The following is a 22,637-nucleotide window of genomic DNA, read 5'->3' as shown; positions in this document are numbered from 1 at the left end:
TTTCTCCTCATCGATGCGGCGTCAGAGCGCCGGATCCTATTAGGACGGTGCAAGCGGCATGCCCTCATGCGGGCTGCCGACACGTCGGTATCCCCGGCTCGCGGCCAGGAGCGTGTGCGTATAGGGGTGCCGCGCCTCACCACGCCGCAGGGCTTCGGCGGTCAGCACTTCGACGAGGGTGCCACGCTGCATCACGGCGACACGTTCGCATAGGTGCGCCACGACGGCGAGATCGTGGCTGACAAGAAGGCTCGTCAGGGCGCGCGTCGAGCGGATGGTCTGGAACAGGTTCAGCACCTCGGCCTGGACCGACACGTCGAGCGCCGAGGTCGGCTCGTCGAGCAGCAGGAGTTTCGGCGACAGGATGAGAGCGCGGGCAATGGCGACGCGTTGGCGCTGCCCGCCCGAAAGCTGGTGCGGATAACGAAACCGCAACGCCGGGTCGAGATCGACGTCCGCCATCGCCGTAGTGATGAGCCGCTCGGGTTCGGCGATTGCGTGGATGGCGAGAGGCTCCTGCAGCGCGCGGTCGACCGTATGCCGGGGATGGAGAGACGCATAGGGGTCCTGAAAAACCATCTGCATGGCGCTGCGCTGCGCCTTGGTGCGCCGCAAGCCGAGCGCTTCACCCGCCATCCTGATGTGGCCTCCACTCGCGGCCACAAGACCCGCAATGGCGCGCAGGACGGTCGACTTGCCCGAGCCGGATTCTCCGACGATGCCGAACGTCTCCCCTGGCTCAACCGCGAAGGAGAGGTCTCGGACGGCCGAAACGGGTCCGTGCGGGCCTTTGAAGCTCACGGAGAGGTTCTGGACAGCGATCATCGGCGGGTTCATGTGAGCCAAGCCGGATCGCGGACAACCGAAGCAAGGCTCGCACGCGGCTCATCGAGGCTTGGGGCGGCGGCGAGCAGAGCGCGGGTGTAGGGGTGGCGCGCGTGCGCGAGATCGCGCGCCGCGCATTCCTCCACCACCCGACCGCCATACATCACAACCACGCGGTCGCAGAGGCCCGCGACAGCCGTAAGGTTGTGGCTGATGAAGATCAGTCCCATGCCGCGTTCGGCGACGAGGCGGTCGAGGATCGCCAAGACCTCGTTGCCGACCGTCACGTCGAGCGCCGAAATCGCTTCGTCGGCAATCAACAGTTCGGGCTCGGCAATCAGCATCGCGGCGATCATGACGCGTTGTCCCATGCCGCCGGACAACTGGTGCGGATAGAGCCTCAACACACGCTCGGGATCGTCGATGCTGACTGCCTCGAGCATCGCGGCAGCGTGCTTGCGGGCCTCGGCGGCGGTCGTTCGGCGATGCAGGCGCCAGGCTTCTGTGATCTGCTTCTCGACCGTCATGATCGGGTTGAGCGAGAACTTGGGGTCCTGCATCACCAATGCCATGCGGCGACCGCGATAGCGGCTCCACTGGTGCTGCGTCAGATGCCGCAGATCCTCGCCGTTCAAGGCAAGGCGGCTTGCGCTGACGGAGCCGTGCGCGGGCACCAATCCCAACACAGCCCGACCCGTCGTGGACTTGCCCGATCCGGATTCGCCCACGATGCCAAGCCGTTCGCGGCCGAGCACGAAAGACACGTTCCGGACTGCCTGAGTCACCACGCCTTCGGTCCGGAACGTTACGCTCAGATCGCGGACTTCGAGCAGCGGCACCGTCATTGTCATGCGCTTTTTGGATCGAAGATGTCGCGCAAGCCGTCGCCCAGGATGTTGAACGCGAGGCTAACCACGAAGATGGCGAGGCCCGGGATCGTCGAGACCCACCATTGGTCAAGCACCACGCTGCGTCCGGTCGCCACCATGGCGCCCCATTCAGGCGTCGGGGGCTGCGCGCCGAGGCCAAGGAATCCGAGTCCGGCGGCGGTGAGAATGATGCCGGCCATGTCGAGTGTCAGACGGATGATGACGGACGACATGCAGAGCGGAACGATGTGCCGCAGCAGGATCCGCCACTTCGAGGCGCCCATGAGCACCACGGCCGCGATAAAATCGGTGTGGGCGATGGAGGCGGTCTCGGCGCGCGCGAGCCGCGCATAGGGCGGCCAAGCCGTCAGCGCGATGGCGATGACGGCGTTGACGATGCCGGGCCCGAGCGCCGCCGCGAAGGCGAGCGCCAGCACGAGGCTCGGAAAGGCGAGGAAGATATCGGTGATCCGCATCAATACGGCATCGAGAAATCCGCCCGTATAGCCCGCCAATGTCCCAACGAGCAGCCCGACGGGAACCACGATCACCCCGACGAGCGCCACGATGGCCAAGGTGGCCCGGGCGCCATAGACCGTGCGGGCGAAGATGTCGCGCCCGAGTTCATCGGTGCCGAACCAATGGGCAGCACCCGGCGGCTGCAGCCGACCCGAGAGATCCTGGGCGATGGGCGAGACGCCGCCCGTCATCGCCGGCGCGAGAAGCGCCATTAGGACCAGGATCACGACGACCGCGAGGCCCAGTATCGTGAGCGGACTGCGGCCCAGTTTGCGAGTCAGGACGGCGGCATGGTTCCACCGCGCCTGCGACGATGACAGCGGATTCTGGGTTGGCGGCAGAGCGAGCAGCCCGTCGACGCGATTTTGGGTAGGCAGGCTCGTCATTGCAGTCGGAGCCGCGGGTCGATGATCCGATACAGGACGTCGCTCAGGAGATTGATGCCGATGAAGACCGCGCCGACCACGATTGTGCCGCCCAGCACGGCGTTCATGTCGGCGTTGAACAGGGATTGGGTGATGTAGAGGCCGAGGCCCGGCCACGCGAACACCGTCTCGGTCAGAACCGCACCTTCGAGCAAGGTCGCGTAGCTGAGGCCGATGACCGTGACGAGCGGTACGAGGATGTTGGGAAAGGCATGGCGCCAGACCATGCCCCAGAAGCTCCGCCCCTTGAGGAGCGCGGTCGTGGCATATTCCTGCGACAATTGCCCGATCGTGAAGCTTCGCGTCATGCGCGCGATATAGGCCAGAGACAGGTAGCCCAGGATGATCGACGGGAGCACAAGATGGGCCGCGGCGCTGCGAAACGCGTCCCATTCGCCCGCGAGCGCGCTATCCAGGAGAAGAATCCCGGTTTTCGGGTCCACGACGTCCTCGTATCCGACATCGATCCGGCCGGGACCAGCGGTCCAGTTCAGCTTTCCATAGAAGACGAACAGGCCGACCAAACCCATCCAGAAGACCGGCATCGAATAGCCGAACAGGCCGACCACCCGCACGATCTGGTCCGGCCAGCGTCCGCGTGTGGCCCCCGCCAGAACGCCGGCCGGGACTCCAACGATCACGCCTAGGACGGTTGCCACCGTGGCCAACTCCAAGGTGGCGGGAAAGAAGTGCAACAGGTCGGTCAACACCGGCTGGGAGGTGATGACCGACGTCCCGAGATCGCCGTGGATCAGCTTGTTCAAGTAAATGAGATATTGCTCGGGAATCGGCCGATCGAGCCCGATCGAGAGACGTGTCTTCTCGTAGGTGCTTTGCGTCGCATGGTCGCCCACGATGGCGAGCACTGGATCGACCGGGATGAAGCGGCCGATCACGAAGGTCACAGCAGTCAGCCCGAGCAGGCTGAGGACCGCTGATACGACGAATTGAAGAAGAAGATCTAAGAAGCGCGCCAGAGTTTGGAGATCCAGGTTGCTGAAGCGGAAGCACGAAGGATGCCAGCATCCTCATCGGGTACGTGGCTTGCTACGATCGCCGCTTATACGCCCTTGCGGCATTGCCGAATGCCTCGAACAAGGTGCGGTTGACGGGATTGCAATGCGGATTGTATTCGGCGTGCCACTGTACACCGAGGGCAAAGCCCGGTGCGTCGGCAACCCGCACGGCTTCGATCGTCCCGTCTTCGGCGACCCCTTCGATGACGATGCGGTCGCCGAAGTCGAGAATGCCCTGGCCGTGCAGCGAATTCACCCGGATCGTCTCTTGGCCGAGCATGCGGGAGAACACGCCGCCCGGGACAAGCCGCACATCATGCCGGTCCGCGAAAACGACTTCGGGGTCCGGGTGGATCTCGCCGGTCTCCAATCGCGGCATGCGATGGTTCATGCGGCCCGGCAGCTCCCGGATTTCAGGATGAAGCGTGCCGCCGAACGCCACATTCATCTCCTGGAAGCCGCGGCAGATGCTGAAGAGCGGCACGCCCCGCGCCACGCAGGCTTCGATCAACGGCAAGGCCACGGCATCCCGCTCTTGATCATAGGGTTCGTGCTTGACGTCGGGTTCGGCGCGGAAATGGGTGGGATGCACGTTGGCGCGGGCGCCCGTCAGCAACACGCCGTCGACGACATCGAGCAAATCAGCGATGCGCGTGATGGCCGGAGAGCCGGCGAACATCAGCGGAAGTGCGTCGGCGACTTCGGCAACTGCGCGGAGGTTGTGGTCTCCGACGAGTTGCGTGGAAAAGCGGTTCTCGACGAGATGCGCGTTCCCGATCACGCCGATCACCGGTCTCTTCATCGCGTCGACCTCAGCCTTCCTTTGCAATGCGTGCCGATTGGGAGAGCCATTTCTTTGCAACCCGGCATACCATCGTATAGGCCGGATCGAAGACGTTGCCGACATCGTAACGCACGACTTGGCCTAACAGATGGCTCGCCGACACGATTGAGAGGCCATAATCGGTCGTCAGCCATGCGAGCATCTCGCTCGTGGCATGCTGCAGGGCCTGATCGAGCGGGCGGGCGTTGCCCACCGTGAAGATGTCGGTCGCGGTTTCGCCTCGCGGCCAGGTGAGCATGCGGTTCTTTTCGACCGTGAGACGGATTTCAACCTCGAAGGTCGTCTCAATGCCAGTTCCGACGATCTCGCCGTCACCCTGAACCGCGTGGCAGTCCCCCAGCGCGAAAAGCGCGCCGGGAACCGCGACAGGGAACCAAGCCGTCGTACCGGGCCCGAATCCGCGGTAATCCATATTGCCGCCGTTCTCGGCACTTGTGGCGTTCGACAAGGCCTGGCCCAGCGCCGGCGCCACTCCGAAACACCCGATCATCGGATCGAGGTCGAGCAGAAAGCCGTCCAGATCGTCCGGCGGATCTTGAAGGCGCACGGTTCGCTTCTCCCGGTCGATCATCCAGGTGAACCGCTGAGGCTTTGGCAGCGAGTGGACGTGGGCGGGATCGACGACATTGGTCGCCAGCGGCGAGTAGGTCCACCCCGTATCGCGGGTCGGCGTCATGCGCAGAATTTCGACACGCAACGCGTCGCCTGGCTCCGCGCCTTCAACGAAAATAGGTCCATTCACCGGATTGGGCCTGGACGCGCGCGCAACGCCGTTCCGGTCGACACCGGCCGCGTCGAGTGTCTCGGTCACGATGATGTCGCCGCTGCTACACCGGAGGGCGGGCTCGAACGTGCCCAATACGTTGTACCATCGTGTCGCTGCGAACTGGTGTGTCGTCATACGTCGCGTTTCATCGGCTGGACCTGCCGGGACCGAACTGGCTTGCAGGAAGGTTCGTGATCATCGACCCATGCAGCCCCTGTTGCAACCGCGAGAACGCTCCTGGCGTGTACCAGGAAGGGGGCTGGTGCCTGGGCCGCCGTTCGATGTCTCGGACCAGTGTTTAGGGAGCCCTGGGCGAGCAGAGCCTCAGGGTGGTGACCGGTGTTGTGTTCTCCTCGAACGCCGAATGCCGATTGGCAGAACGCCTGAAGGGTTCTTCGAAGCGTCTTCAGGTCCCTGATCGATGATCATTGCATGCAGGTGGCGCGCGGAAAGAACCGCTCGCGTCGACGGACTTCACGCAACCCGAGGGCGGGCGTTGGCCGCGCTCCGCCGCGGCACCACGGCGGTCGGACGCCATTAAGAGAGGGAGCCAACTCATCAGAACGAAGAAGATGTTCAAGACGATGAAGATCAGCAGCACCACTTCGACCGCCCGTGCAGTCGGCGGTTTCGGCGCAGGAGGCCTCGAAGGACGAGGGGCCGCGGGCAAGGGTGGAAGAAAGCAGAGCATCGCGCTTCGCCCGACAGACCCATTCAGAATGGGGTAGCCTAAGCGACACGACCCGGTTCTGTCACGTATTCGAGGTGCGGTGTCCTGCCGCTGAGTGGTCAGGCGATGCCGATGCTTCCAAAGGCTGCGGCAGTGGCTCGCACTAGCGTGGCCCTTAGGGCCCCACTCTTCCTTCAGCCGGGCCTACCAACTTCTCGGGTGGGCTCCGATCGGTGCCGACGGCCGTCCCTGCATCCGAGAAGCGGCCGGCCAATGTCCAACTCACCAAGGCGCAGAACAGGCCGCCGGCCCATCCGCCCAGAACGTCGGTGGGCCAATGAACTGCCAGATAGATTCGGCTCAGCCCGATCAGGCCAGTACCGATCCCCGCCATGACGAAGCAGAATCGGGCGAGAGATCGAGACGTGCTGGAGGCCGCAACGATCCCGGCCAGGGTGAAGAAGGTCGCGGCGGACAGCATGGCGTGGGAGCTCGGAAAGCTGGTCGTAAACACCAGGGGCGTGCCGGGCACGAGATGTGGTCGGGGACGGTGAACAGCGATTTTGAGGAGCGCGTTGCAGAGAAGAGCGGAGCCGCTCGACAGCACCAGCGCAAGCAAGTGTTGCCACCGATGCAGCAAAAGCAATCCCCCAGCGACCGTGAAAACGACGAGCCCCATCACGCCGTTGCTGCCGAGACCGGTTAGGTCTCTGCCCGTCTCGGCGAGCCAGGCGGGGCCGAGTGGGTCGGCCAGGTATCCCGGTGTTCTAAGGCTCAGGATGATAGCGACGTCGAGCCCATTCTGTCCCAAGCTGACGACGTAGAGGTCTCCCGCGACGATGAGCAAAAGCGTCAGGCCAACCCAGAGCCGCGCGGAACGGATGAGACCCACCTCAGTGGTGACTCACGTTGCCCTTCACGAATCCAAGCACTTCGGCCGGATGCCACGGTTTGGGGATGAAGCGCGCCCGTGACGGGAGATCATCGGGCGCATCACTGTGAAACCCGGATGTGACGAGCACCGCGATATGCGGCCAGGCGCTGATCACGATGGCCGCAAGGTCGAAACCGCTGGCAGAGCCCAGCATCTCGACATCCGTGAAGATCGCGGCGACTTCCTCCGTACAATCCCAGACATAGGCGAGTGCATCGTCTGCCGAGTCGAACTCGGCGACATCGAAGCCCGCTTCCTCGAACAACAGGGTCGCGTCCATGCGCAGCATTGGATCGTCCTCGACGACCAATATCTTTCCGTGTCGCATGACCAACTCCCGGTTGCCATTGCACTGACGTGACACGTCGGCAGAGTTGGTTGCCGCCGGGACAACATAAGTGCCTGAGAGCGATATGGGGCTGCAACTCCGCCAGTCCAGGCCGACGGCCGACCGCACACGGGAACTTTCGTCAACGAGGGGACGTTGGCTGACCAGAGCAATGGTGCTCGCAAGGAGAGCCGTTATGGGTAGCACGAGCGACAAAGTTTCCGGCGTTGCGAACCAAGCGATCGGCAAGGCAAAGCAGGGGATCGGCGAAGCAGTCGGTTCTGCAAAGCTTCAAGGTGAAGGTCACGCGCAGGAAGTCCAGGGTCAGGCCCAGAAGGCAACTGGCGACGCCAAGGCGGCCGTGAAGGACACGGCTGACAAAGCCTCAGATGCGGTCAATCGGAAGCTCTGATTTCGAGCGAAGGCTTTTTGAAGCTGACCGCGACCCTGTCGCGGTCAGCTTTTTTTTGCCTCTGGCTCACCGCTGTCGTCGACAGCCGCCTCGTCATCCTCCGTCTCTTCGGCCGGAACCGCGTAGGCACCTGAGAGCCACCTGTGCAAATCAACGTCGGCGCAACGCTTTGAGCAGAATGGGCGCAGGACCGGATCGCTCGGCCGCCGGCAGATCGGGCACCGTGCATGACCCACGGGACTTTCGTGATCGATCGGAAGCTTAGCCACTGTCGCCGAACCTCCCACCAAGAACCGGGTAACCCTCTCCCACGAGCAGGGCTGCAGTCTCGTACAACGGCAGTCCGACCACGCCTGAGTAGGAGCCGATCAGCCTTGCGACGAACATCGCGGCTTGACCCTGGATCGCATAGCCGCCCGCTTTGCCCCGCCACTCATCGGTGGCCAGATACATCTCAACCTCACGGCCCGACAAACGCTTGAACCTCAAGCGCGACTCCACGACCCGTTCCCGCGTCTTCCCGTTGCTCGTACAGAGAGCAATACCCGTGAACACACGGTGCGCACGACCCGAAAGAAGGCGCAGGCAATCCTGAGCCTCTTCACGGATCTCGCATTTTGGCAGAATCCGCCGACCGACACAGACCACCGTATCTCCTGCCAGAATCAGGCTATCCGCAAGATCGTCTCGCTTGGAGGCGACGTCGCGGGCCGCGAACGCCTTCTCTAAAGCAAGTCGCGACGCTAAAGCCCGGGGGGCCTCGTTGCGGCGCGGCGTTTCATCGAGATCTGTCGGCAGGAGTGCGGTCGGCTCGATGCCGATCTGTTGCAGAAGGGCAAGGCGCCGCGGGGATGCTGAAGCAAGAACGAGCGGCCTTCGCGGTGGAAGAGACTTGTCCATCGTCGTGCGGCCGAGCCGCTTATTTGAATCGATAGGTAATACGGCCCTTTGTGAGGTCGTAGGGGGTCATCTCCACCAAGACCTTGTCGCCAGTGAGAACCCTGATCCGGTTTTTTCGCATTTTGCCGGCCGTGTGGGCCGTGATCTCGTGCTCGTTCTCAAGCTTGACCCGGAACATTGCATTCGGCAGCAATTCCGTTACCGTGCCTGGAAATTCGAGCAATTCTTCCTTCGCCATATTGTCCAACTGTTCGGCGCCAGCTCAGATGTTGGCCGGCGCGGTGTTCATCGCGGCGGACCCTAATCGAGAACCCGGCGTTTGTGAACAGATGATAGGGACTTGCCTTCACTGCAAGGCCGGGGGAGACCGCGTATGTCACGCAAGACACCTACTTTTCTCGGCCTTTGGGGCTCGGCCGTCGAAGCCCAGATGGCCATGTGGGTTACGCTTGGCGTGCGCGTACCCCAATTGATGGCCGGCACGATGAGCGCAGCTGAACAGACCCGCATGGTGTCTGAAAAGGCCGCGGCGCTGACCGAAAGTTCTCACGCTGCAGCTGTAACATTGGGCCGAATGATGATGACGCCGGCTCGAACGCCCGCGTGCTTGGTCGGATCCATGATGGCGCTCACCGCTGCCGCGTCCAACCCATTCCACCGACGGGTGACCGCCAATGCCAAACGGCTTGGTCGCAACAGCTCGCGTCCGTCACGCTGAAGCTCGCGTCCGTCACGCTGAATTCAGCTCCGCCGCTGCCGCGTGTGACCGCTCATCCTCCTGAAGGTAAAGACGAAAGCGTCTGATGCTGAAGGGAATGAAGCAGAGATAGAACACCGTCATGACGGCCAGCATCTCCATCGTGAACGTCGCTAACAGCAGCAGGGCGGTCGCCACGCCGAACAGCACGACAATAACGTTCTCGCGGGGCACGCGTCCGAGGTTTTTTGCCGAGAAATGAGGAATGCGGCTGGCCATGAGCCCCGCCACGATGAGCAGATAAACGATCTGGGCGACGACCCAGGCGCGACTGTTCTGTAGGTCGAGAACCGAGAAATGGAGATAGAGCGGCAGCATGGCGACGACCGCACCGGCGGGCGCCGGCATACCTGTAAAGAAATGCGACGTCCATGCCGGCTTGTCCGGGTCTTCCAGCGCGACGTTGAAACGTGCCAAGCGGAGCGCGCAGGCGACGGCGAAGACCAGGGCCGCGAACCATCCAAAGCTTTTGATCGAGCTCAGGGACCAGAGATAGAGTGTGAGGGCGGGCGCGACGCCAAAATCGACAAAATCCGCCAGCGAGTCGAGTTCCGCCCCAAACTTCGTCGTGCCTTGCAACGCACGCGCGATCCGCCCATCGAGCCCGTCGAAAACGGCGGCGGCGAGAATCGTCAAGACTGCAAGTTCGAAACGCCCCTCCACCGCGAACCGGATCGCGGTCAGCCCAAGGCACAGGGCCACGAGCGTGATCAGGTTCGGCAGAATGTAGCGGACAGGCACCTTCCGGAAACGTCGCTGGCGCGGCAGGGTCTCCAGCCGGGGTGGAAGATCCTGTAAGTCGTCGTCGAGTTCGGAATCGGTCATTTTGGGCCCGAGGCTAGTCATTGTGGGCGAAACACGGCGACGGGAGTGGAAAATCCCCGGACCGTAAATGCGCCGATCGGCTCGGCATCCTGCCCGAGCTTCGTGACAAAATCGGACGACATGAGAATTGGCTCAGCCAGCCGGGCATTGAGCCCGCCGATGCGACTCGCAAGCCCCACGTCGCGGCCGATCACCGTAAAGTCCAACCGCAGCCCCGACCCCACGTTGCCGTAAGCGGCTTCTCCGTAATGAAGCGCGATGCCGAGTTCAATCGGTCTGCGGTCCGGCCGTCCTTCGTTATAGGCGGCGACACGGGCAATCCCTTCCTTGGCGGCACGCAGAGCGCGGGTCGCGGCATTCTCGGTGCCGTCCCGACCTTCCCGGAAGATCGCCAGCAGACCGTCGCCGATATATTTGAGAACCTCGCCGCCGCGCGTCTCGATCGGCGGCACGAGGCAATCGAAAAAGTCGTTGAAGAGATCGACAGCCTCGACTGCGCTGATCTCGGCCGTATGACCGGTCGAATCCCGCATGTCGGCAAACAGGATGGCCGACCGGATGGTGGAGACTTGCCCTCGCTTGACGTTACCATCGAGGATCGCCCGATGCGGCTCGTCGCCCACATAGGTGCGCAACAAGTGATCGAGCGTCAGCCGGGCGATCCGCATGTTGATCTGCGACCCGATCACCGGAACCACCAGGGCAAGCACCATCTGGTGATCACGCGTGAACCCCGTCGGGGACTTCGTGGCCACTGTGAGCCAGCCCTGAATTCCTGGAGGCGTGCTGAATTGCATGCAGAGATAGTGCGTGTAGCCGCTGGCTTTGAGTTCGGGCACGATCCCAAACCTGTCATCAGGTGTTTCCGGCAGCCACATCTCGACCCATGTTCCAGTGCGAGCGGCTTCGTAGAAGGGACTGTTGAGATAATTGGGGTCCTCGCCGCTCGGTCCCACATAGCGTGTTTCGGTGATGCCCTGGCCTCTCACCCAAATACGCCCGATTGAGTCGGCATCCGCCATCACGACCGTCGTGGATGTGCGATACCGGTCAAGCGGCAGCCCGAGAGCTAATAGTCCGTTGCAGATGGCGTCCACGAGCTTGGTCGGGCCGACAACCTGAGGCGTCGATCTCAACAGCCAGTCGATGTAATCCAGCGTCCCTCGGGCGAGCTCAGGGGGCAGAGCTGCGATCAACGCATGAGAAGGCATTGTAGGGATCGCCGACGCAGTCGGCTCCCCGCGCTGGACGAGGGAGGCGGGGACAGCCCGGTCCGAGGTCATGGCGGTTCCTAGCCGGCCTTGAAGCTACGGGCCGGTTCGGACGCGCGAATGTCGGCCAGCACGGTCTCGCCGGCGATCGCCTTTGAGCCCTGACCCACCAGAACCCGCACCCCGTCGGGCAGGAAGACATCGACCCGCGACCCAAACCGAATAAGGCCGAAACGATCGCCAACCCCGATCGTTTCGCCCTCGCGCACGAAGCACACGATACGTCGGGCCAGCAGGCCGGCAATCTGGACGACGCCGATACGACCCGAAGTCGTATCGAGGATCATTCCCGAGCGCTCGTTGTCCTCGCTGGCTTTGTCGAGATCCGCATTGACGAAGGTACCGGGTCGATACGTGATCTTGGTGATCCGGCCCGAAGCCGGCGCCCTGTTCACGTGGCAATCGAAGACGCTCATGAAGACCGACACACGCTGAAGCGGGCGATCGCCGAGGCCAAGTTCCGGCGGCGGCACGAAGAAGCCGATGGAAGAGATGATGCCGTCGGCTGGCGACACTACGAGACCGTCGCGCATGGGCGTGATGCGGGCCGGATCGCGAAAGAAATACACGCACCAGACGGTTAGAATGCCGCCGATCCAGCCGAGCGGGGACCATAACCATTGCAGGACCAATGTCGCCACCGCGAAGGCGGCGATGAACACATACCCTTCGGGATGCACCGGCACGATCTGCCGCCGGATGCTGGATAGAATCGACATCACTCAAACCTGTTCAAAGTCCGCGCTTGAGTTCAGCTGAACCAAGTGTTCTGCAGACCCGTCGGCGCGCACGGAGAGACGGCCCCCAAGGCACGTCCCTCCGGAAAGGCGGTCTTCTCGCATTGTTTAAGTGCGAAGTCACGCAAGCTTCCGCGAGCGGGCGGACGCTTTCCTGTCGGGTGAGGTTAGAGGGGCCGGAACTCCTTGAAGTCGGAGCTCCGAGACCGCGAGTCCTTAACCTCCGTGCCGGCAGTTTCATTCCTTCGGATAAGCGTCCCGCCCTATTCAGCCGCCGCTACAAGGTCGGGCGGCAGAGCGGACCCATCCTGCTCGGCGTCGACATCCGCTTCCCTCTGGCGGTTCCACAGCCGGGCATAGAGGCCGCCCTTTGCAACCAGCGCCTCGTGGCGGCCCCGTTCCGCGATGACGCCTTTATCGAGAACGATGATCTCGTCGGCATCGACGATGGTGGTCAATCGATGGGCGATCACAAGCGTGGTGCGATTCTCTGAGACGCGCCGCAAAGCCTCCTGGATGTCACGCTCGGTAAAAGTATCGAGCGCCGAGGTTGCCTCATCGAGCACCAGAATGGGCGGCCCCTTGAGGATCGTGCGGGCGATCGCCACGCGTTGCTTTTCTCCGCCAGACAGTTTCAGCCCGCGCTCGCCCACCTGAGCCTCGTAGCTGCCGGTCACGCGCTGGATGAAGCCATCGATCTGCGCTGCTCGCGCGGCCTCGCGCACCTCGTCCTCGCCCGCATCCCAGCGGCCATAGCGGATGTTGTACCCGATGGAATCGTTGAACAGGACGGTGTCCTGCGGGACCATGCCGATCGCCGCGCGCAACGACGTCTGCGTAACGCCGGCGATGTCCTGCCCGTCGATCGTGATTCGGCCCGACCAAGGTTCGTAGAAGCGGAACAAAAGCCTGGAGAGCGTCGATTTGCCGGCGCCGGACGATCCCACGACCGCGACCGTATGGCCCGCCGGGATCGTGAAGGACAGACCTTTCAGCACCTCGCGCGCCGAGTCGTAGCCGAATCGCACATTCTCGAATCGGACGTCGCCACGCGTGACATTCAGGGTTGTGGCATCGCCACGATCCTCGACTTCGGGTGCCTGACCCAGAATGTTGAACATCAGCTCGATATCGATCACCGCCTGCTTAACCTCGCGGTACAGCAGTCCCATGAAGTTCAGCGGCTGATAGAGCTGGATCATCATGGCGTTGATGAGCACGAAGTCGCCGACCGTATTGCGGCCGGCGCGGATACCGGACACGCAAAGCGCCATGACGGCCACCAGGCCGAAGGTGAAGATCGCCGCCTGCCCGGCATTCAGCACGGCCAGCGAGATGTAGGTGCGCACGCTCAGTTTCTCGTAGCGCTCCATGGCTATGTCGTAGCGCGCGGCCTCACGGTCTTCGGCCCCGAAATACTTGACGGTCTCGAAATTGAGCAGGCTGTCGATGGCCTTTGTGTTGGCGTCCTGGTCACTCTCGTTCATCGACCGGCGGATCCCGATGCGCCAGTTGGTGGCAAGGGCAGTGAAACCCAGATAGGCCGCTATCATAATCAGGACGGCCGCGACGTAGCGCCAGTCGAACTGGAACAGGAAGACGCCGAGGATCAGCACGAACTCGACGGCGGTCGGGACCCCCGTCAGCATGATCATCCGGACGATCGTCTCGATGGCGTTTCGGCCGCGTTCGAGCACGCGTGTCAGCCCGCCGGTCTTGCGTTCCAGATGGTAACGCAGCGAAAGGGCGTGCAGATGCACGAAGACATCGTAGGCGAGCCGGCGCACCGCATGCATGGCCACCGAGGCGAATAGAGCATCGCGGCCCTGTGTGAGCAGGGCCATCAGGATTCGAAGAGCACCGTATCCTATCGTCAGTCCCAGAGCGCCGGCGGCGAATGCCGGCAGGTGCTCCGTGAAGGCGTCACGCTTGCCCGTGAGTGCGTCAGTCGCGAATTTGAAGCCGTACGGCACCGCGATCGTGACCACTTTGGCGAGGATCAAGAGACCAAGCGCAAGATAGATACGGGTTTTGAGATCCGCTCGACCGTGCGGCCAGATGTAGGGCCAAAGCCGATCGATTGTGCCGAGCAACGATGCCTGAGCATCGATGCGAAACTGATCGCCACCGGGTGAGGGGGTGTTTGAGCGTTTTGGGCGGGCCATGGACAGCAGAACGAGACGCGGGGATGAGACGCCGCGGCGCCGCAGCTTTCATATAGGAGCTGCGGCGCGGTTCTACACCCTTTCAGGCACAGCGAAGTTCACGCCGCTTCGTCGCGCGCATAGGAAGCCGGCTCGTAGTTGAGAATCGGAGCGAGCCAACGCTCCGCCTCCCGCAGGCTCATGCCTTTGCGTCCCGCGTAGTCCTCGGCCTGGTCGCGTTCCACCTTGGCGACCCCGAAGTAATGGGCATCCGGATGGGCGAGATAGAGCCCCGAGACGGACGAACCGGGCCACATGGCGAGGCTTTCGGTAAGTTTCACACCAATCCGCGCCTCGGCGTCGAGCAGGCGGAACAGCGTGAGCTTTTCCGTGTGGTCGGGCTGGCTCGGGTACCCAGGGGCGGGGCGGATGCCGCGATAGCTCTCCTGCAGGATGTCCTGATTCGAAAGGCTCTCGCCCGCCGCATAGCCCCAGAACTCCCGCCTCACGCGTTCGTGCATGCGCTCCGCCAAGGCTTCGGCGAAGCGATCCGCCAGGGCCTTGGCCAGGATCGACGAGTAATCGTCATTGGCCTTGGCGAACCGGGCCGAGATCTCTTCCTCCTCGGCGCCCGCCGTGACCACGAAACCGCCGATATAGTCGCCGAGGCCGGAGGCCTCGGGCGCCACGAAGTCGGACAAAGCCGTATTCGGGCGACCGTCGCGCCTGAGCAGCTGCTGGCGCAGGGTGAAGAACGTCTCTTCCCGCACCTGCCGCGTCTCGTCGGCATAGACCGAGATGTCGTCGCCATGCGCGGATGCCGGCCAAAAGCCGATCACGGCCTTGGGTTTGAACCAGCCCTCGGCGACGATGCGATCCAGCATGGCTTTTGCGTCATCGTAGAGTTGGCGCGCGGCCGCGCCCTGCTTGGGATCGTCAAGGATCGCCGGAAAACGGCCTTTCATTTCCCAGGTCTGGAAGAACGGTGTCCAGTCGATATAGGGGACGAGCTCGGCAAGGTCATAGCTCTCGAACACCTTTGTTCCGAGAAATGAAGGTTTCGTAGGCTGATAGGCCGTCCAGTCGGGCCGAAACGCATTCGCGCGAGCCTTGGCCAGCGGCATGCGCTGCTTGTCGCGCTCCGATCGGGCGTGGGCTTCCGCCACGCGGCCATACTCCGCCCGCACCGTCGCGACCGTGCTGTCCCGAGTCTCAGGTGACAGGAGCGACGACACGACACCCACGGCGCGGCTGGCATCCGTGACATAGACGGCTTGGCCGCGCAGATAGTTGGGGTGAATCTTGACGGCCGTGTGCACGCGGCTCGTGGTGGCGCCGCCGATCAGCAGCGGAATGTCCATGCCCTCGCGCTCCATCTCGGCCGCCATGAAGCACATTTCATCGAGCGAGGGCGTGATCAGGCCCGAGAGCCCGATCGCATCGACCTTCTCGCGCTTGGCCGTTTCGATGATCCTGGCCGCCGGCACCATCACGCCGAGGTCGATGATATCGTAATTGTTGCAGGCCAGCACGACGCCGACGATGTTCTTGCCGATATCATGGACGTCGCCCTTGACGGTCGCCATCAGGATCTTGCCGGCGCTCGACCGGCCAGATCCGCCGTTCAGGCGCTTCTCTTCCTCCATGTAAGGCAGAAGCAGGGCCACGGCTTGCTTCATGACGCGGGCGGACTTGACCACCTGGGGCAGGAACATCTTTCCAGACCCGAACAGGTCGCCAACCACATTCATGCCGGCCATCAGCGGCCCCTCGATCACGTCGAGCGGCTTTTTGGCCTCCAGGCGGGCCTCCTCGGTGTCGGCATCGACGAATTCCGTGATGCCATTGACGAGCGCATGTTCGAGCCGCTTGGCGACAGACCCTTCGCGCCACGTCATGTCCCTGACTTTCGCGGCCTGGCCGGCGCCCTTGAACTGTTCGGCGAGTGTCAGCAGTCGCTCGGTCGCGTCCGGCCGGCGATTGAGCACCACATCTTCGCAGGCGTCACGCAACGCGGGTTCGATGTCGTCGTAGACGGCAAGTTGGCCGGCATTCACGATCCCCATATCCATGCCAGACGTGATGGCGTGGTAGAGGAACACCGAGTGCATGGCCTCGCGAACCTTCTCGTTGCCGCGGAACGAGAAAGAGAGGTTGGAAACCCCGCCGGAGATGTGGGCGTGGGGCAGGGTGTTGCGGATCGCCCGCGTGGCCTCGATGAAGTCGACCCCGTAGTTGTTGTGCTCCTCGATGCCGGTCGCGACCGCGAAGACGTTGGGATCGAAGATGATGTCCTCGGGCGGGAAGCCGACCTCCTGCGTAAGGATGCGATAGGCGCGGCCGCAGATCTCGACCTTGCGGGCCTGCGTATCCGCCTGTCCTTGTTCGTCGAAGGCCATCACCACGACGGCGGCGCCGTAGCGGCGCACCACCTTGGCGTCATGGATGAACTTCGCCTCACCCTCCTTGAGCGAGATCGAATTCACCACCGACTTGCCCTGCACGCATTTCAGCCCGGCCTCGATGATGCCGAACTTGGAGGAGTCGATCATCACGGGCACGCGGGCGATGTCGGGTTCGGCGGCGATCAGGTTGAGGAACTCGACCATGGCGCGCTCGGAATCGAGCAGGCCCTCGTCCATGTTGATATCGATGATCTGAGCGCCATTGGCGACTTGGTCCCGCGCCACATCGAGCGCGGCCGCGAGATCGCCTTCCTTGATCAGCTTGCGGAATTTCGCGGAGCCGGTGACGTTGGTGCGCTCCCCCACGTTGACGAAGCGGATATCCTGCGTGAGCGTGAACGGTTCGAGGCCCGACAGGCGTAGCTTCGGCCCGACCTCGGGGATGGTGCGCGGCGCGATGCCTTTCACCCGCTGTGCGATGGCGCGGATGTGGTCCGGTGTCGTGCCGCAGCAACCGCCCACCACATTGACGAGGCCCGCCTCGGCGAATTCGCCCACGAGTTCGGCCATGAACTCCGGGCTTTCGTCGTAGAGGCCGAATTCGTTGGGCAAGCCCGCATTCGGATAGGCACACACGAAAGTGTCGGCGCCGCGTGCGATCTCGGCCAAATGCGCGCGCATCTCGCGTGCGCCCAGCGCGCAATTGAGCCCGATCGAGAAGGGGCTGGCGTGTCGCACCGAATGCCAGAAGGCGGTCGGGGTCTGGCCCGACAGCGTCCGGCCGGACAGGTCCGTGATCGTGCCGGAGATCATGATCGGCAGACGCCGCCCCATGTCGTCGAACACTTCATCGATCCCGGCCAAGGCCGCTTTGGCGTTCAGCGTGTCGAAGATGGTCTCGACCAGAATGATGTCGGCGCCACCTTCGATCAGCGCGCGGGTGGCTTCCGCATAGGCGATGCGCAAATCGTCAAACGATACAGCACGGAAGCCGGGATTGTTCACGTCAGGGGAAATGGAGGCGGTACGGTTGGTGGGGCCGATGGCACCGGCCACGAAGCGGCGGCGGCCGTCCTCCTTCTCGGCCAAATCGGCCGCCTCGCGGGCCAAGCGCGCGCCCTCACGGTTGAGTTCCACCGCGATCGCCTCCATGCCGTAATCCGCCTGGGCGATGGTGGTCGACGAGAACGTGTTGGTTTCGACGATGTCGGCTCCGGCCAGGAAGTAGGCGAGATGGATGTTCCGGATCGCCTCGGGTTGGGTGAGGTTGAGAAGGTCGTTGTTGCCACGCAGGTCGCGTGACCATTCGACGAATCGGCCACCCCTGAAGTCCTCTTCCGTAAACCTGTGCCCTTGGATGACGGTGCCCATCGCGCCGTCGAGCACGAGGATCCGTTCCCGGGCGGCAGCATGGAGGGCGTCGGTTGTCTGATGCATAAGGCGATCCACGGCTTCTCCTTCTCCCGTACGAACGGGAGAAGGTGGCCCGGCGGAGCCGGGTCGGATGAGGGTGGCTCGGCGCTGAGGTGGCCCTCATCCGCCCTGCCGGGCACCTTCTCCCGTTTACAAGGGAGAAGGGAATAGCGTGGCTAGGCCGCAACCTGCACGGGCTTCGGCCGCAGGCCCAGCAGGTGGCAGATGGCAAAGACGAGTTCGGACTTGTTCATCGTGTAGAAGTGGAACTCCCGCACGCCGCGTTCGAGCAGACCGAAGACTTGTTCGGAGGCGACGGTCGCGGCCACAAGCTTGCGGGTGGCGGGGTCCTGATCGAGCCCCTCATAGCGGTCGGCCAGCCATTGCGGCACCGACGCTCCCGTCTTCTTCGCGAAAGCCGCCGTCTGCTTGAAATTCTCGACCGGCACGATGCCGGGCATCACCGGAATGTCGATGCCCGCGCCTCGCACCCGGTCCATGTAACGGAGATAGAGTTCATTATCGAAGAAGAACTGCGTGATGGCACGGGTCGCGCCCGCATCGATTTTGGCCTTGAGCCCGTCGAGATCAGCCTCGAACGAAGCGCTTTCCGGGTGCTTTTCGGGATAAGCCGAGACCGAAACTTCAAAATCGCCGATGTTCCTGATGCCCCGCACGAGCGCCGCCGCGCCCGAATAGCCGCCGGGATGGGCTTCGAACTTGCTCCCGAGACCGCCAGCCGGATCGCCGCGCAGCGCCACGATGTGCCGCACGCCAGCCTCCCAATAGCCACGGATCACGTCATCAACCTCGGCCTTTGCGGCGGACACGCAGGTGAGATGGGCCGCAGGGCGCAAATGCGTTTCGTTGACGATGCGGGCCACGGTGTTGTGGGTGCGCTCGCGTGTCGAACCGCCCGCCCCATAGGTGACCGAGACGAAATTGGGGTTGAGCGGGGCGAGACGATTGATGGCCGACCACAGACCCAATTCCATCTCGGCGGTCTTGGGCGGGAAGAATTCGAACGAAACTTCCAAAGCGGCGCGGGCCGGTGGACGTTTGTGCTGTTCGGACGCGGTCATGCAACGGCCCTTTGTGGAATCGTCAGGGGAGCATCGGTGAGGAGGCGGCGATCGCGCCCGATCCAGAGCGAGACAGTGAGCTTGCCGGCTTCGTGGCCCAGCGGTGAGACGTCGTCAGATGCCTCGATGTCCAGCCCGGCATCGGTCATGAGATCGTCGATCTCGCTCCGAGCGAAACCGAGCCGTCGATGTGCGTGCTGGTCGCGAAGCGATTCCTCGTGGTGTGGGGCAAAATCGACCACGACGAGCCGACCGCCCGGCCGTAGAACGCGTGCAGCCTCGCGGATCGCCCGTCCGGGCTCGTCGAGATAGTGGAGCACCTGATGGATCACCACCAGGTCGTAGCCGTCCCGCTCGACCGGCAGAGCATAGAGGTCGCCCTGCCGCAATTGCACTTGGGGCAGGGCCTTCCGGTCAAGCCGGGCGCGCGCGACGCTCAGCATGGCCGGGCTCCCATCAATGCCCACCGCGCGCCGCGCCCGCCCGGCCAGCAGTTCGAGCATGCGACCCGTACCGGTCCCAAGGTCGAGCATGGCGTGGAACGGCCCAGGGCCGACAGCGTCGAGCACAGCCTGTTCGACCCGCTCTTCGGCGACGTGAAGAACGCGCAACCGGTCCCAATCCGCCGCCTTCGTGGCGAAATAGCGCTCGGCCTGGGCCAGGCGCCCCGCGCGGACCTCGGCCAACCGGGCGCGATCTGCCGTCAGGACGGAATCGGCCGGATCGAGACGACGAATGACCTCACGGGCGAGATCCGCCAAGGGCGTACGATGCGCCACCGCGAAAAAGGCCCAGGCGCCCTCGCGATGACGTTCGACCAGTCCTGCTTCGGTCAGGAGCTTCAGGTGGCGCGACACGCGTGGCTGCGACTGACCCAGGATCGCCACGAGCTCGCTGACCGTCAACTCCGCCTCCAGCAGCAACGCAAGGAGCCGCAGGCGCGTTTCCTCGCCGGCGGCTTCGAGCGCCGCCAAGACAGTGGGAAAGGAAGACACCATCACCATCGCAACCATTCACTCAACATATAAAGATATGTTTATGCGTAAAGCAAAACTGTTGCAAGCGGGATAGCTGAGGACATGGTGAATGCTTCCTTACCGGATCACCAATTCGTCGGCACGGCCGGCTGGTCCATTGCGGCCGACTATGCTGACCTATTTCCAGCGGGCGGCAGTCACCTCGAGCGCTATGCAGCACGCCTCGACGCGGTCGAGATCAACTCCTCCTTCTACCGTCCTCACAGACGAGCCACCTATGCGCGTTGGGCCGCGAGCGTCCCTCCGAGGTTCCGGTTCGCCGTGAAGCTCCCGAAGGCAATGACGCACGAGCGGCGTCTCGAACATTGCGAGGATTTGCTCGACCGCTTCACCGAGGAGGTCAGCGGGCTCGGTGAGAAACTCGGCGTCCTGCTTGTGCAACTGCCGCCGAGCCTCGCCTTCGAGCCTGACCGAGCTGAGGCTTTCTTCGCCGCTCTCGCGCGCCGCACACCCGCGGCACTGGCCTGCGAACCCCGCCATCCAGGCTGGTTCAGCCGTGAGGCCGACGAGTTCCTCCGCGGGCTCGGGGTGGCGCGTGTCGCCGCCGATCCTGCGCCCGTTGTGGGTGCCGGCGAGCCGGGTGGTTCCGAAAGCCTCGCCTATTGGCGCCTGCATGGGACGCCGCGCATTTATTATTCGAATTATGACGAGGCAGCCCTGGCCGACATCGGTGCGCGGCTTGACCGGTCTTCTCGGCACAATGCCCCGGTCTGGTGCGTGTTCGACAACACCGCCGCGTTCCACGCCTTGGGGAACGCCCTTGCGATCAGGGAGCAGTGGACGCAAACAGGTAAATCGGTAGGTCCGTCGCGTACCGGTACAACGCATCAGGTCGACACAGACAGGAGCAAGCGATGAACGGAGCCGACCACCTGTGCGACGGATTGCTGGCGCAGGGCGTGGACATCTGCTTCGCCAATCCGGGCACGTCTGAGATGCATTTCGTGGCCGCACTCGATCGCCGGCCCGCCATGCGCTGCATTTTGGGCCTCAGCGAGGGCGTGGTCACCGGAGCTGCCGACGGCTACGGCCGCATGGCCGAGAGGCCGGCCGCGACACTGCTGCACACTGGGCCCGGTCTCGCCAATGGCCTCGCCAATCTTCACAATGCTCGGCGCGCCCGTACCCCGATCGTCAATATCGTCGGCGATCACGCCGCCTATCATCTTCCGTTCGACGCGCTACTGACGTCGGACATCGAGAGTTTCGCGAAGCCCGTATCGCATTGGCTTCACCGCATCACCGGCCCGGGAGACGTGACGCCCTCGGTCGAAGCCGCCGTGCAGGCCGCGAGCTCCTTGCCCGGCATCGCGACGTTGATCCTGCCGGCCGACGCAGCCTGGGGCGAGCCGTCGTCACAAGGTGCCGCGCCTCACAAGCGGCTCCCCTGTAAGGCGGCGCCGGCGGAAGGCCTCGTCAAGCAAGTGGCGGCCGCGATCCGGGCCGCCGGTGCGGGCCGAGTCGGTTTGCTGCTCGGCGGTGCTGCCACCCGAGGCTCAGCGCTTGCCGTCGCAGGACGCCTTGCCGAAAGCCATGGCGTTAAGCTCCTCGGTGAGGTCTTCGTCAATCGGGCGGAACGTGGCCACGGCCGCCCGCAACTCGCGCGCATTCCCTATCCGGTCGACGCCGCCCTCGCTGCCCTTCAAGACATCGATGTGCTGGTGCTGGTCGCGGCGGCGCCCCCTGTGGCGTTCTTTGCCTATCCGAACAAGCCCAGCCGTCTTGTCCGGCCGGATTGTTCCACCCTGACGCTGGCGGAGCCGGGGCAGGAAATTGCCGCGGCCTTGCTGGCCCTGGAAGACGAACTCGGTCGCGGATCGGGGCAGGGAGTTTCGAAGGCACATGCGGAGCCCGCACCCGCCCCTCCCTCCGGCGTCCTGACCGAGGACGCCATCGCGGTTCTTCTCGCCGCCCGCCTCCCCGATCAGGCCATCGTCTGCGACGAAGCCTTGACCTCCGCGCGTCGTTTCTTTGCGCTCACGGCCGAGGTGGCGCCGCACGATTACCTGATGAACACGGGTGGTGCGATCGGCATCGGCATCCCGCTTGCCACAGGCGCGGCCGTGGCTTGTCCGAACCGCAAGGTGATCGCACTGCAGGCGGACGGCAGCGGGCTCTATACGGTCCAGGGCCTGTGGACGCAGGCTCGCGAGAACCTCGATGTCGTGACGATCATCCTGGCCAACAACGCCTATGCGATCCTGCAAGGTGAAATGCACGCCGTCGGCGTACACCAATTCGGCCGCAACGCGGCCCGCATGCTGACGCTCGACGCGCCGCGACTCGACTGGGTCAGTCTTGCCTCAGGGTTCGGGGTCGAGGCCGCGCGGGCGACCACCTGCGAGCGCTTCTTGGATCTCCTCGATCGCGCCTTGAGGCAGAGGGGTCCGTTTTTGATCGAGGCCGTGATCTGACGGCCTGCGGGAACTTCAGCTTGGCCATGGCGTTCCCTCGAACC

Annotated in this window: 21 protein-coding genes; 3 read left to right on the top strand and 18 right to left on the bottom strand. The window is 63.7% G+C overall.

Annotated features, from left to right (window positions below; genetic code table 11):
• Positions 1-39: 39 nt before the first annotated feature.
• The 8 genes from M8523_RS21180 to M8523_RS21145 all read right to left on the bottom strand — a co-directional run bounded on the left by M8523_RS21180 (position 40) and on the right by M8523_RS21145 (position 7,196).
• Complete coding sequence (locus tag M8523_RS21180; protein WP_282586901.1) at positions 40-825, bottom strand: ABC transporter ATP-binding protein; 786 nt, start codon at positions 823-825, stop codon at positions 40-42.
• Between the two features lie 8 nt (positions 826-833).
• Positions 834-1,670 carry an ABC transporter ATP-binding protein gene (locus M8523_RS21175; protein ID WP_282586900.1) on the bottom strand — a complete coding sequence of 279 codons (837 nt, stop codon included), beginning with the start codon at positions 1,668-1,670 and terminating at the stop codon, positions 834-836.
• A 2-nt stretch (positions 1,671-1,672) separates the two neighbouring features.
• On the bottom strand, positions 1,673-2,599 hold the full coding sequence (locus tag M8523_RS21170) for an ABC transporter permease (protein WP_282586899.1): 927 nt from the start codon (positions 2,597-2,599) through the stop codon (positions 1,673-1,675).
• Complete coding sequence (locus M8523_RS21165; RefSeq protein ID WP_282586998.1) at positions 2,596-3,615, bottom strand: ABC transporter permease; 1,020 nt, start codon at positions 3,613-3,615, stop codon at positions 2,596-2,598. The genes M8523_RS21170 and M8523_RS21165 overlap by 4 nt, the downstream gene beginning before the upstream one ends.
• A gap of 70 nt (positions 3,616-3,685) precedes the next feature.
• The gene (locus tag M8523_RS21160) at positions 3,686-4,456 is read right to left on the bottom strand and encodes a gamma-glutamyl-gamma-aminobutyrate hydrolase family protein (protein ID WP_282586898.1); all 771 of its coding nucleotides are present in this window, start codon (positions 4,454-4,456) and stop codon (positions 3,686-3,688) included.
• A gap of 10 nt (positions 4,457-4,466) precedes the next feature.
• Complete coding sequence (locus M8523_RS21155; protein ID WP_282586897.1) at positions 4,467-5,399, bottom strand: acetamidase/formamidase family protein; 933 nt, start codon at positions 5,397-5,399, stop codon at positions 4,467-4,469.
• Between the two features lie 710 nt (positions 5,400-6,109).
• The gene (locus M8523_RS21150) at positions 6,110-6,826 is read right to left on the bottom strand and encodes a phosphatase PAP2 family protein (RefSeq protein WP_282586896.1); all 717 of its coding nucleotides are present in this window, start codon (positions 6,824-6,826) and stop codon (positions 6,110-6,112) included.
• A 1-nt stretch (position 6,827) separates the two neighbouring features.
• The gene (locus tag M8523_RS21145) at positions 6,828-7,196 is read right to left on the bottom strand and encodes a response regulator (RefSeq protein ID WP_282586895.1); all 369 of its coding nucleotides are present in this window, start codon (positions 7,194-7,196) and stop codon (positions 6,828-6,830) included.
• A 196-nt stretch (positions 7,197-7,392) separates the two neighbouring features.
• Between M8523_RS21145 and M8523_RS21140 the strand changes: the two genes are divergently transcribed.
• Positions 7,393-7,608 carry a CsbD family protein gene (locus tag M8523_RS21140; protein WP_282586894.1) on the top strand — a complete coding sequence of 72 codons (216 nt, stop codon included), beginning with the start codon at positions 7,393-7,395 and terminating at the stop codon, positions 7,606-7,608.
• 44 nt (positions 7,609-7,652) lie between these two features.
• Here the strand turns inward: M8523_RS21140 and M8523_RS21135 are convergent, their stop codons facing one another.
• The 10 genes from M8523_RS21135 to M8523_RS21090 form a co-directional block, all read right to left on the bottom strand.
• Positions 7,653-7,844: a DNA gyrase inhibitor YacG gene (locus M8523_RS21135; protein ID WP_428350974.1), complete on the bottom strand. Its 192-nt coding sequence runs from the start codon at positions 7,842-7,844 to the stop codon at positions 7,653-7,655.
• Between the two features lie 25 nt (positions 7,845-7,869).
• Positions 7,870-8,508, bottom strand: coding sequence for a Maf family nucleotide pyrophosphatase (locus M8523_RS21130; RefSeq protein WP_282586893.1), 639 nt, complete (start codon positions 8,506-8,508; stop codon positions 7,870-7,872).
• 19 nt (positions 8,509-8,527) lie between these two features.
• Entirely contained in the window at positions 8,528-8,746 is a 219-nt protein-coding gene (infA, locus tag M8523_RS21125) for a translation initiation factor IF-1 (protein WP_282586892.1), read from the bottom strand.
• Positions 8,747-9,238: 492 nt separating this feature from the next.
• Complete coding sequence (locus M8523_RS21120; RefSeq protein ID WP_282586891.1) at positions 9,239-10,090, bottom strand: CDP-alcohol phosphatidyltransferase family protein; 852 nt, start codon at positions 10,088-10,090, stop codon at positions 9,239-9,241.
• Between the two features lie 17 nt (positions 10,091-10,107).
• A complete protein-coding gene (locus M8523_RS21115; RefSeq protein ID WP_282586890.1) occupies positions 10,108-11,301 on the bottom strand; it encodes an adenylate/guanylate cyclase domain-containing protein in 1,194 nt (397 codons plus the stop codon).
• Between the two features lie 80 nt (positions 11,302-11,381).
• Complete coding sequence (locus tag M8523_RS21110) at positions 11,382-12,080, bottom strand: phosphatidylserine decarboxylase (protein ID WP_282586889.1); 699 nt, start codon at positions 12,078-12,080, stop codon at positions 11,382-11,384.
• Positions 12,081-12,361: 281 nt separating this feature from the next.
• Positions 12,362-14,263, bottom strand: coding sequence for an ABCB family ABC transporter ATP-binding protein/permease (locus M8523_RS21105; RefSeq protein WP_282586888.1), 1,902 nt, complete (start codon positions 14,261-14,263; stop codon positions 12,362-12,364).
• A gap of 98 nt (positions 14,264-14,361) precedes the next feature.
• Positions 14,362-18,084, bottom strand: a complete 3,723-nt coding sequence (gene metH, locus M8523_RS21100; RefSeq protein WP_282586887.1) for a methionine synthase — start codon at positions 18,082-18,084, stop codon at positions 14,362-14,364.
• A 152-nt stretch (positions 18,085-18,236) separates the two neighbouring features.
• Positions 18,237-19,142 carry a methylenetetrahydrofolate reductase [NAD(P)H] gene (metF, locus tag M8523_RS21095; RefSeq protein ID WP_282586886.1) on the bottom strand — a complete coding sequence of 302 codons (906 nt, stop codon included), beginning with the start codon at positions 19,140-19,142 and terminating at the stop codon, positions 18,237-18,239.
• Complete coding sequence (locus tag M8523_RS21090) at positions 19,139-20,140, bottom strand: metalloregulator ArsR/SmtB family transcription factor (protein ID WP_282586885.1); 1,002 nt, start codon at positions 20,138-20,140, stop codon at positions 19,139-19,141. The genes metF and M8523_RS21090 overlap by 4 nt, the downstream gene beginning before the upstream one ends.
• An 81-nt stretch (positions 20,141-20,221) precedes the next feature.
• Between M8523_RS21090 and M8523_RS21085 the strand changes: the two genes are divergently transcribed.
• Both M8523_RS21085 and M8523_RS21080 read left to right on the top strand, forming a co-directional pair.
• The gene (locus M8523_RS21085) at positions 20,222-21,037 is read left to right on the top strand and encodes a DUF72 domain-containing protein (RefSeq protein ID WP_282586884.1); all 816 of its coding nucleotides are present in this window, start codon (positions 20,222-20,224) and stop codon (positions 21,035-21,037) included.
• A complete protein-coding gene (locus tag M8523_RS21080; protein WP_282586883.1) occupies positions 21,034-22,593 on the top strand; it encodes an acetolactate synthase large subunit in 1,560 nt (519 codons plus the stop codon). The genes M8523_RS21085 and M8523_RS21080 overlap by 4 nt, the downstream gene beginning before the upstream one ends.
• The last annotated feature ends 44 nt before the right edge of the window (positions 22,594-22,637 follow it).

The organism is Lichenifustis flavocetrariae (assembly GCF_026130545.1).
Lineage (GTDB): Bacteria > Pseudomonadota > Alphaproteobacteria > Rhizobiales > Beijerinckiaceae > Lichenihabitans > Lichenihabitans flavocetrariae.
This window is presented reverse-complemented; position numbering and strand designations above follow the sequence as displayed.

Bases quoted from the DNA above. Each gene is read 5' to 3' on its own strand.
- M8523_RS21180 (WP_282586901.1), bottom strand. From the start codon at position 825: ATGATCGCTGTCCAGAACCTCTCCGTGAGCTTCAAAGGCCCGCACGGA.
- M8523_RS21175 (WP_282586900.1), bottom strand. From the start codon at position 1,670: ATGACGGTGCCGCTGCTCGAAGTCCGCGATCTGAGCGTAACGTTCCGG.
- M8523_RS21170 (WP_282586899.1), bottom strand. From the start codon at position 2,599: ATGACGAGCCTGCCTACCCAAAATCGCGTCGACGGGCTGCTCGCTCTG.
- M8523_RS21160 (WP_282586898.1), bottom strand. From the start codon at position 4,456: ATGAAGAGACCGGTGATCGGCGTGATCGGGAACGCGCATCTCGTCGAG.
- M8523_RS21155 (WP_282586897.1), bottom strand. From the start codon at position 5,399: ATGACGACACACCAGTTCGCAGCGACACGATGGTACAACGTATTGGGC.
- M8523_RS21145 (WP_282586895.1), bottom strand. From the start codon at position 7,196: ATGCGACACGGAAAGATATTGGTCGTCGAGGACGATCCAATGCTGCGC.
- M8523_RS21140 (WP_282586894.1), top strand. From the start codon at position 7,393: ATGGGTAGCACGAGCGACAAAGTTTCCGGCGTTGCGAACCAAGCGATC.
- M8523_RS21130 (WP_282586893.1), bottom strand. From the start codon at position 8,508: ATGGACAAGTCTCTTCCACCGCGAAGGCCGCTCGTTCTTGCTTCAGCA.
- infA (WP_282586892.1), bottom strand. From the start codon at position 8,746: ATGGCGAAGGAAGAATTGCTCGAATTTCCAGGCACGGTAACGGAATTG.
- M8523_RS21120 (WP_282586891.1), bottom strand. From the start codon at position 10,090: ATGACCGATTCCGAACTCGACGACGACTTACAGGATCTTCCACCCCGG.
- M8523_RS21115 (WP_282586890.1), bottom strand. From the start codon at position 11,301: ATGCCTTCTCATGCGTTGATCGCAGCTCTGCCCCCTGAGCTCGCCCGA.
- M8523_RS21110 (WP_282586889.1), bottom strand. From the start codon at position 12,080: ATGTCGATTCTATCCAGCATCCGGCGGCAGATCGTGCCGGTGCATCCC.
- M8523_RS21105 (WP_282586888.1), bottom strand. From the start codon at position 14,263: ATGGCCCGCCCAAAACGCTCAAACACCCCCTCACCCGGTGGCGATCAG.
- metH (WP_282586887.1), bottom strand. From the start codon at position 18,084: ATGCATCAGACAACCGACGCCCTCCATGCTGCCGCCCGGGAACGGATC.
- metF (WP_282586886.1), bottom strand. From the start codon at position 19,142: ATGACCGCGTCCGAACAGCACAAACGTCCACCGGCCCGCGCCGCTTTG.
- M8523_RS21090 (WP_282586885.1), bottom strand. From the start codon at position 20,140: ATGGTGTCTTCCTTTCCCACTGTCTTGGCGGCGCTCGAAGCCGCCGGC.
- M8523_RS21085 (WP_282586884.1), top strand. From the start codon at position 20,222: ATGGTGAATGCTTCCTTACCGGATCACCAATTCGTCGGCACGGCCGGC.
- M8523_RS21080 (WP_282586883.1), top strand. From the start codon at position 21,034: ATGAACGGAGCCGACCACCTGTGCGACGGATTGCTGGCGCAGGGCGTG.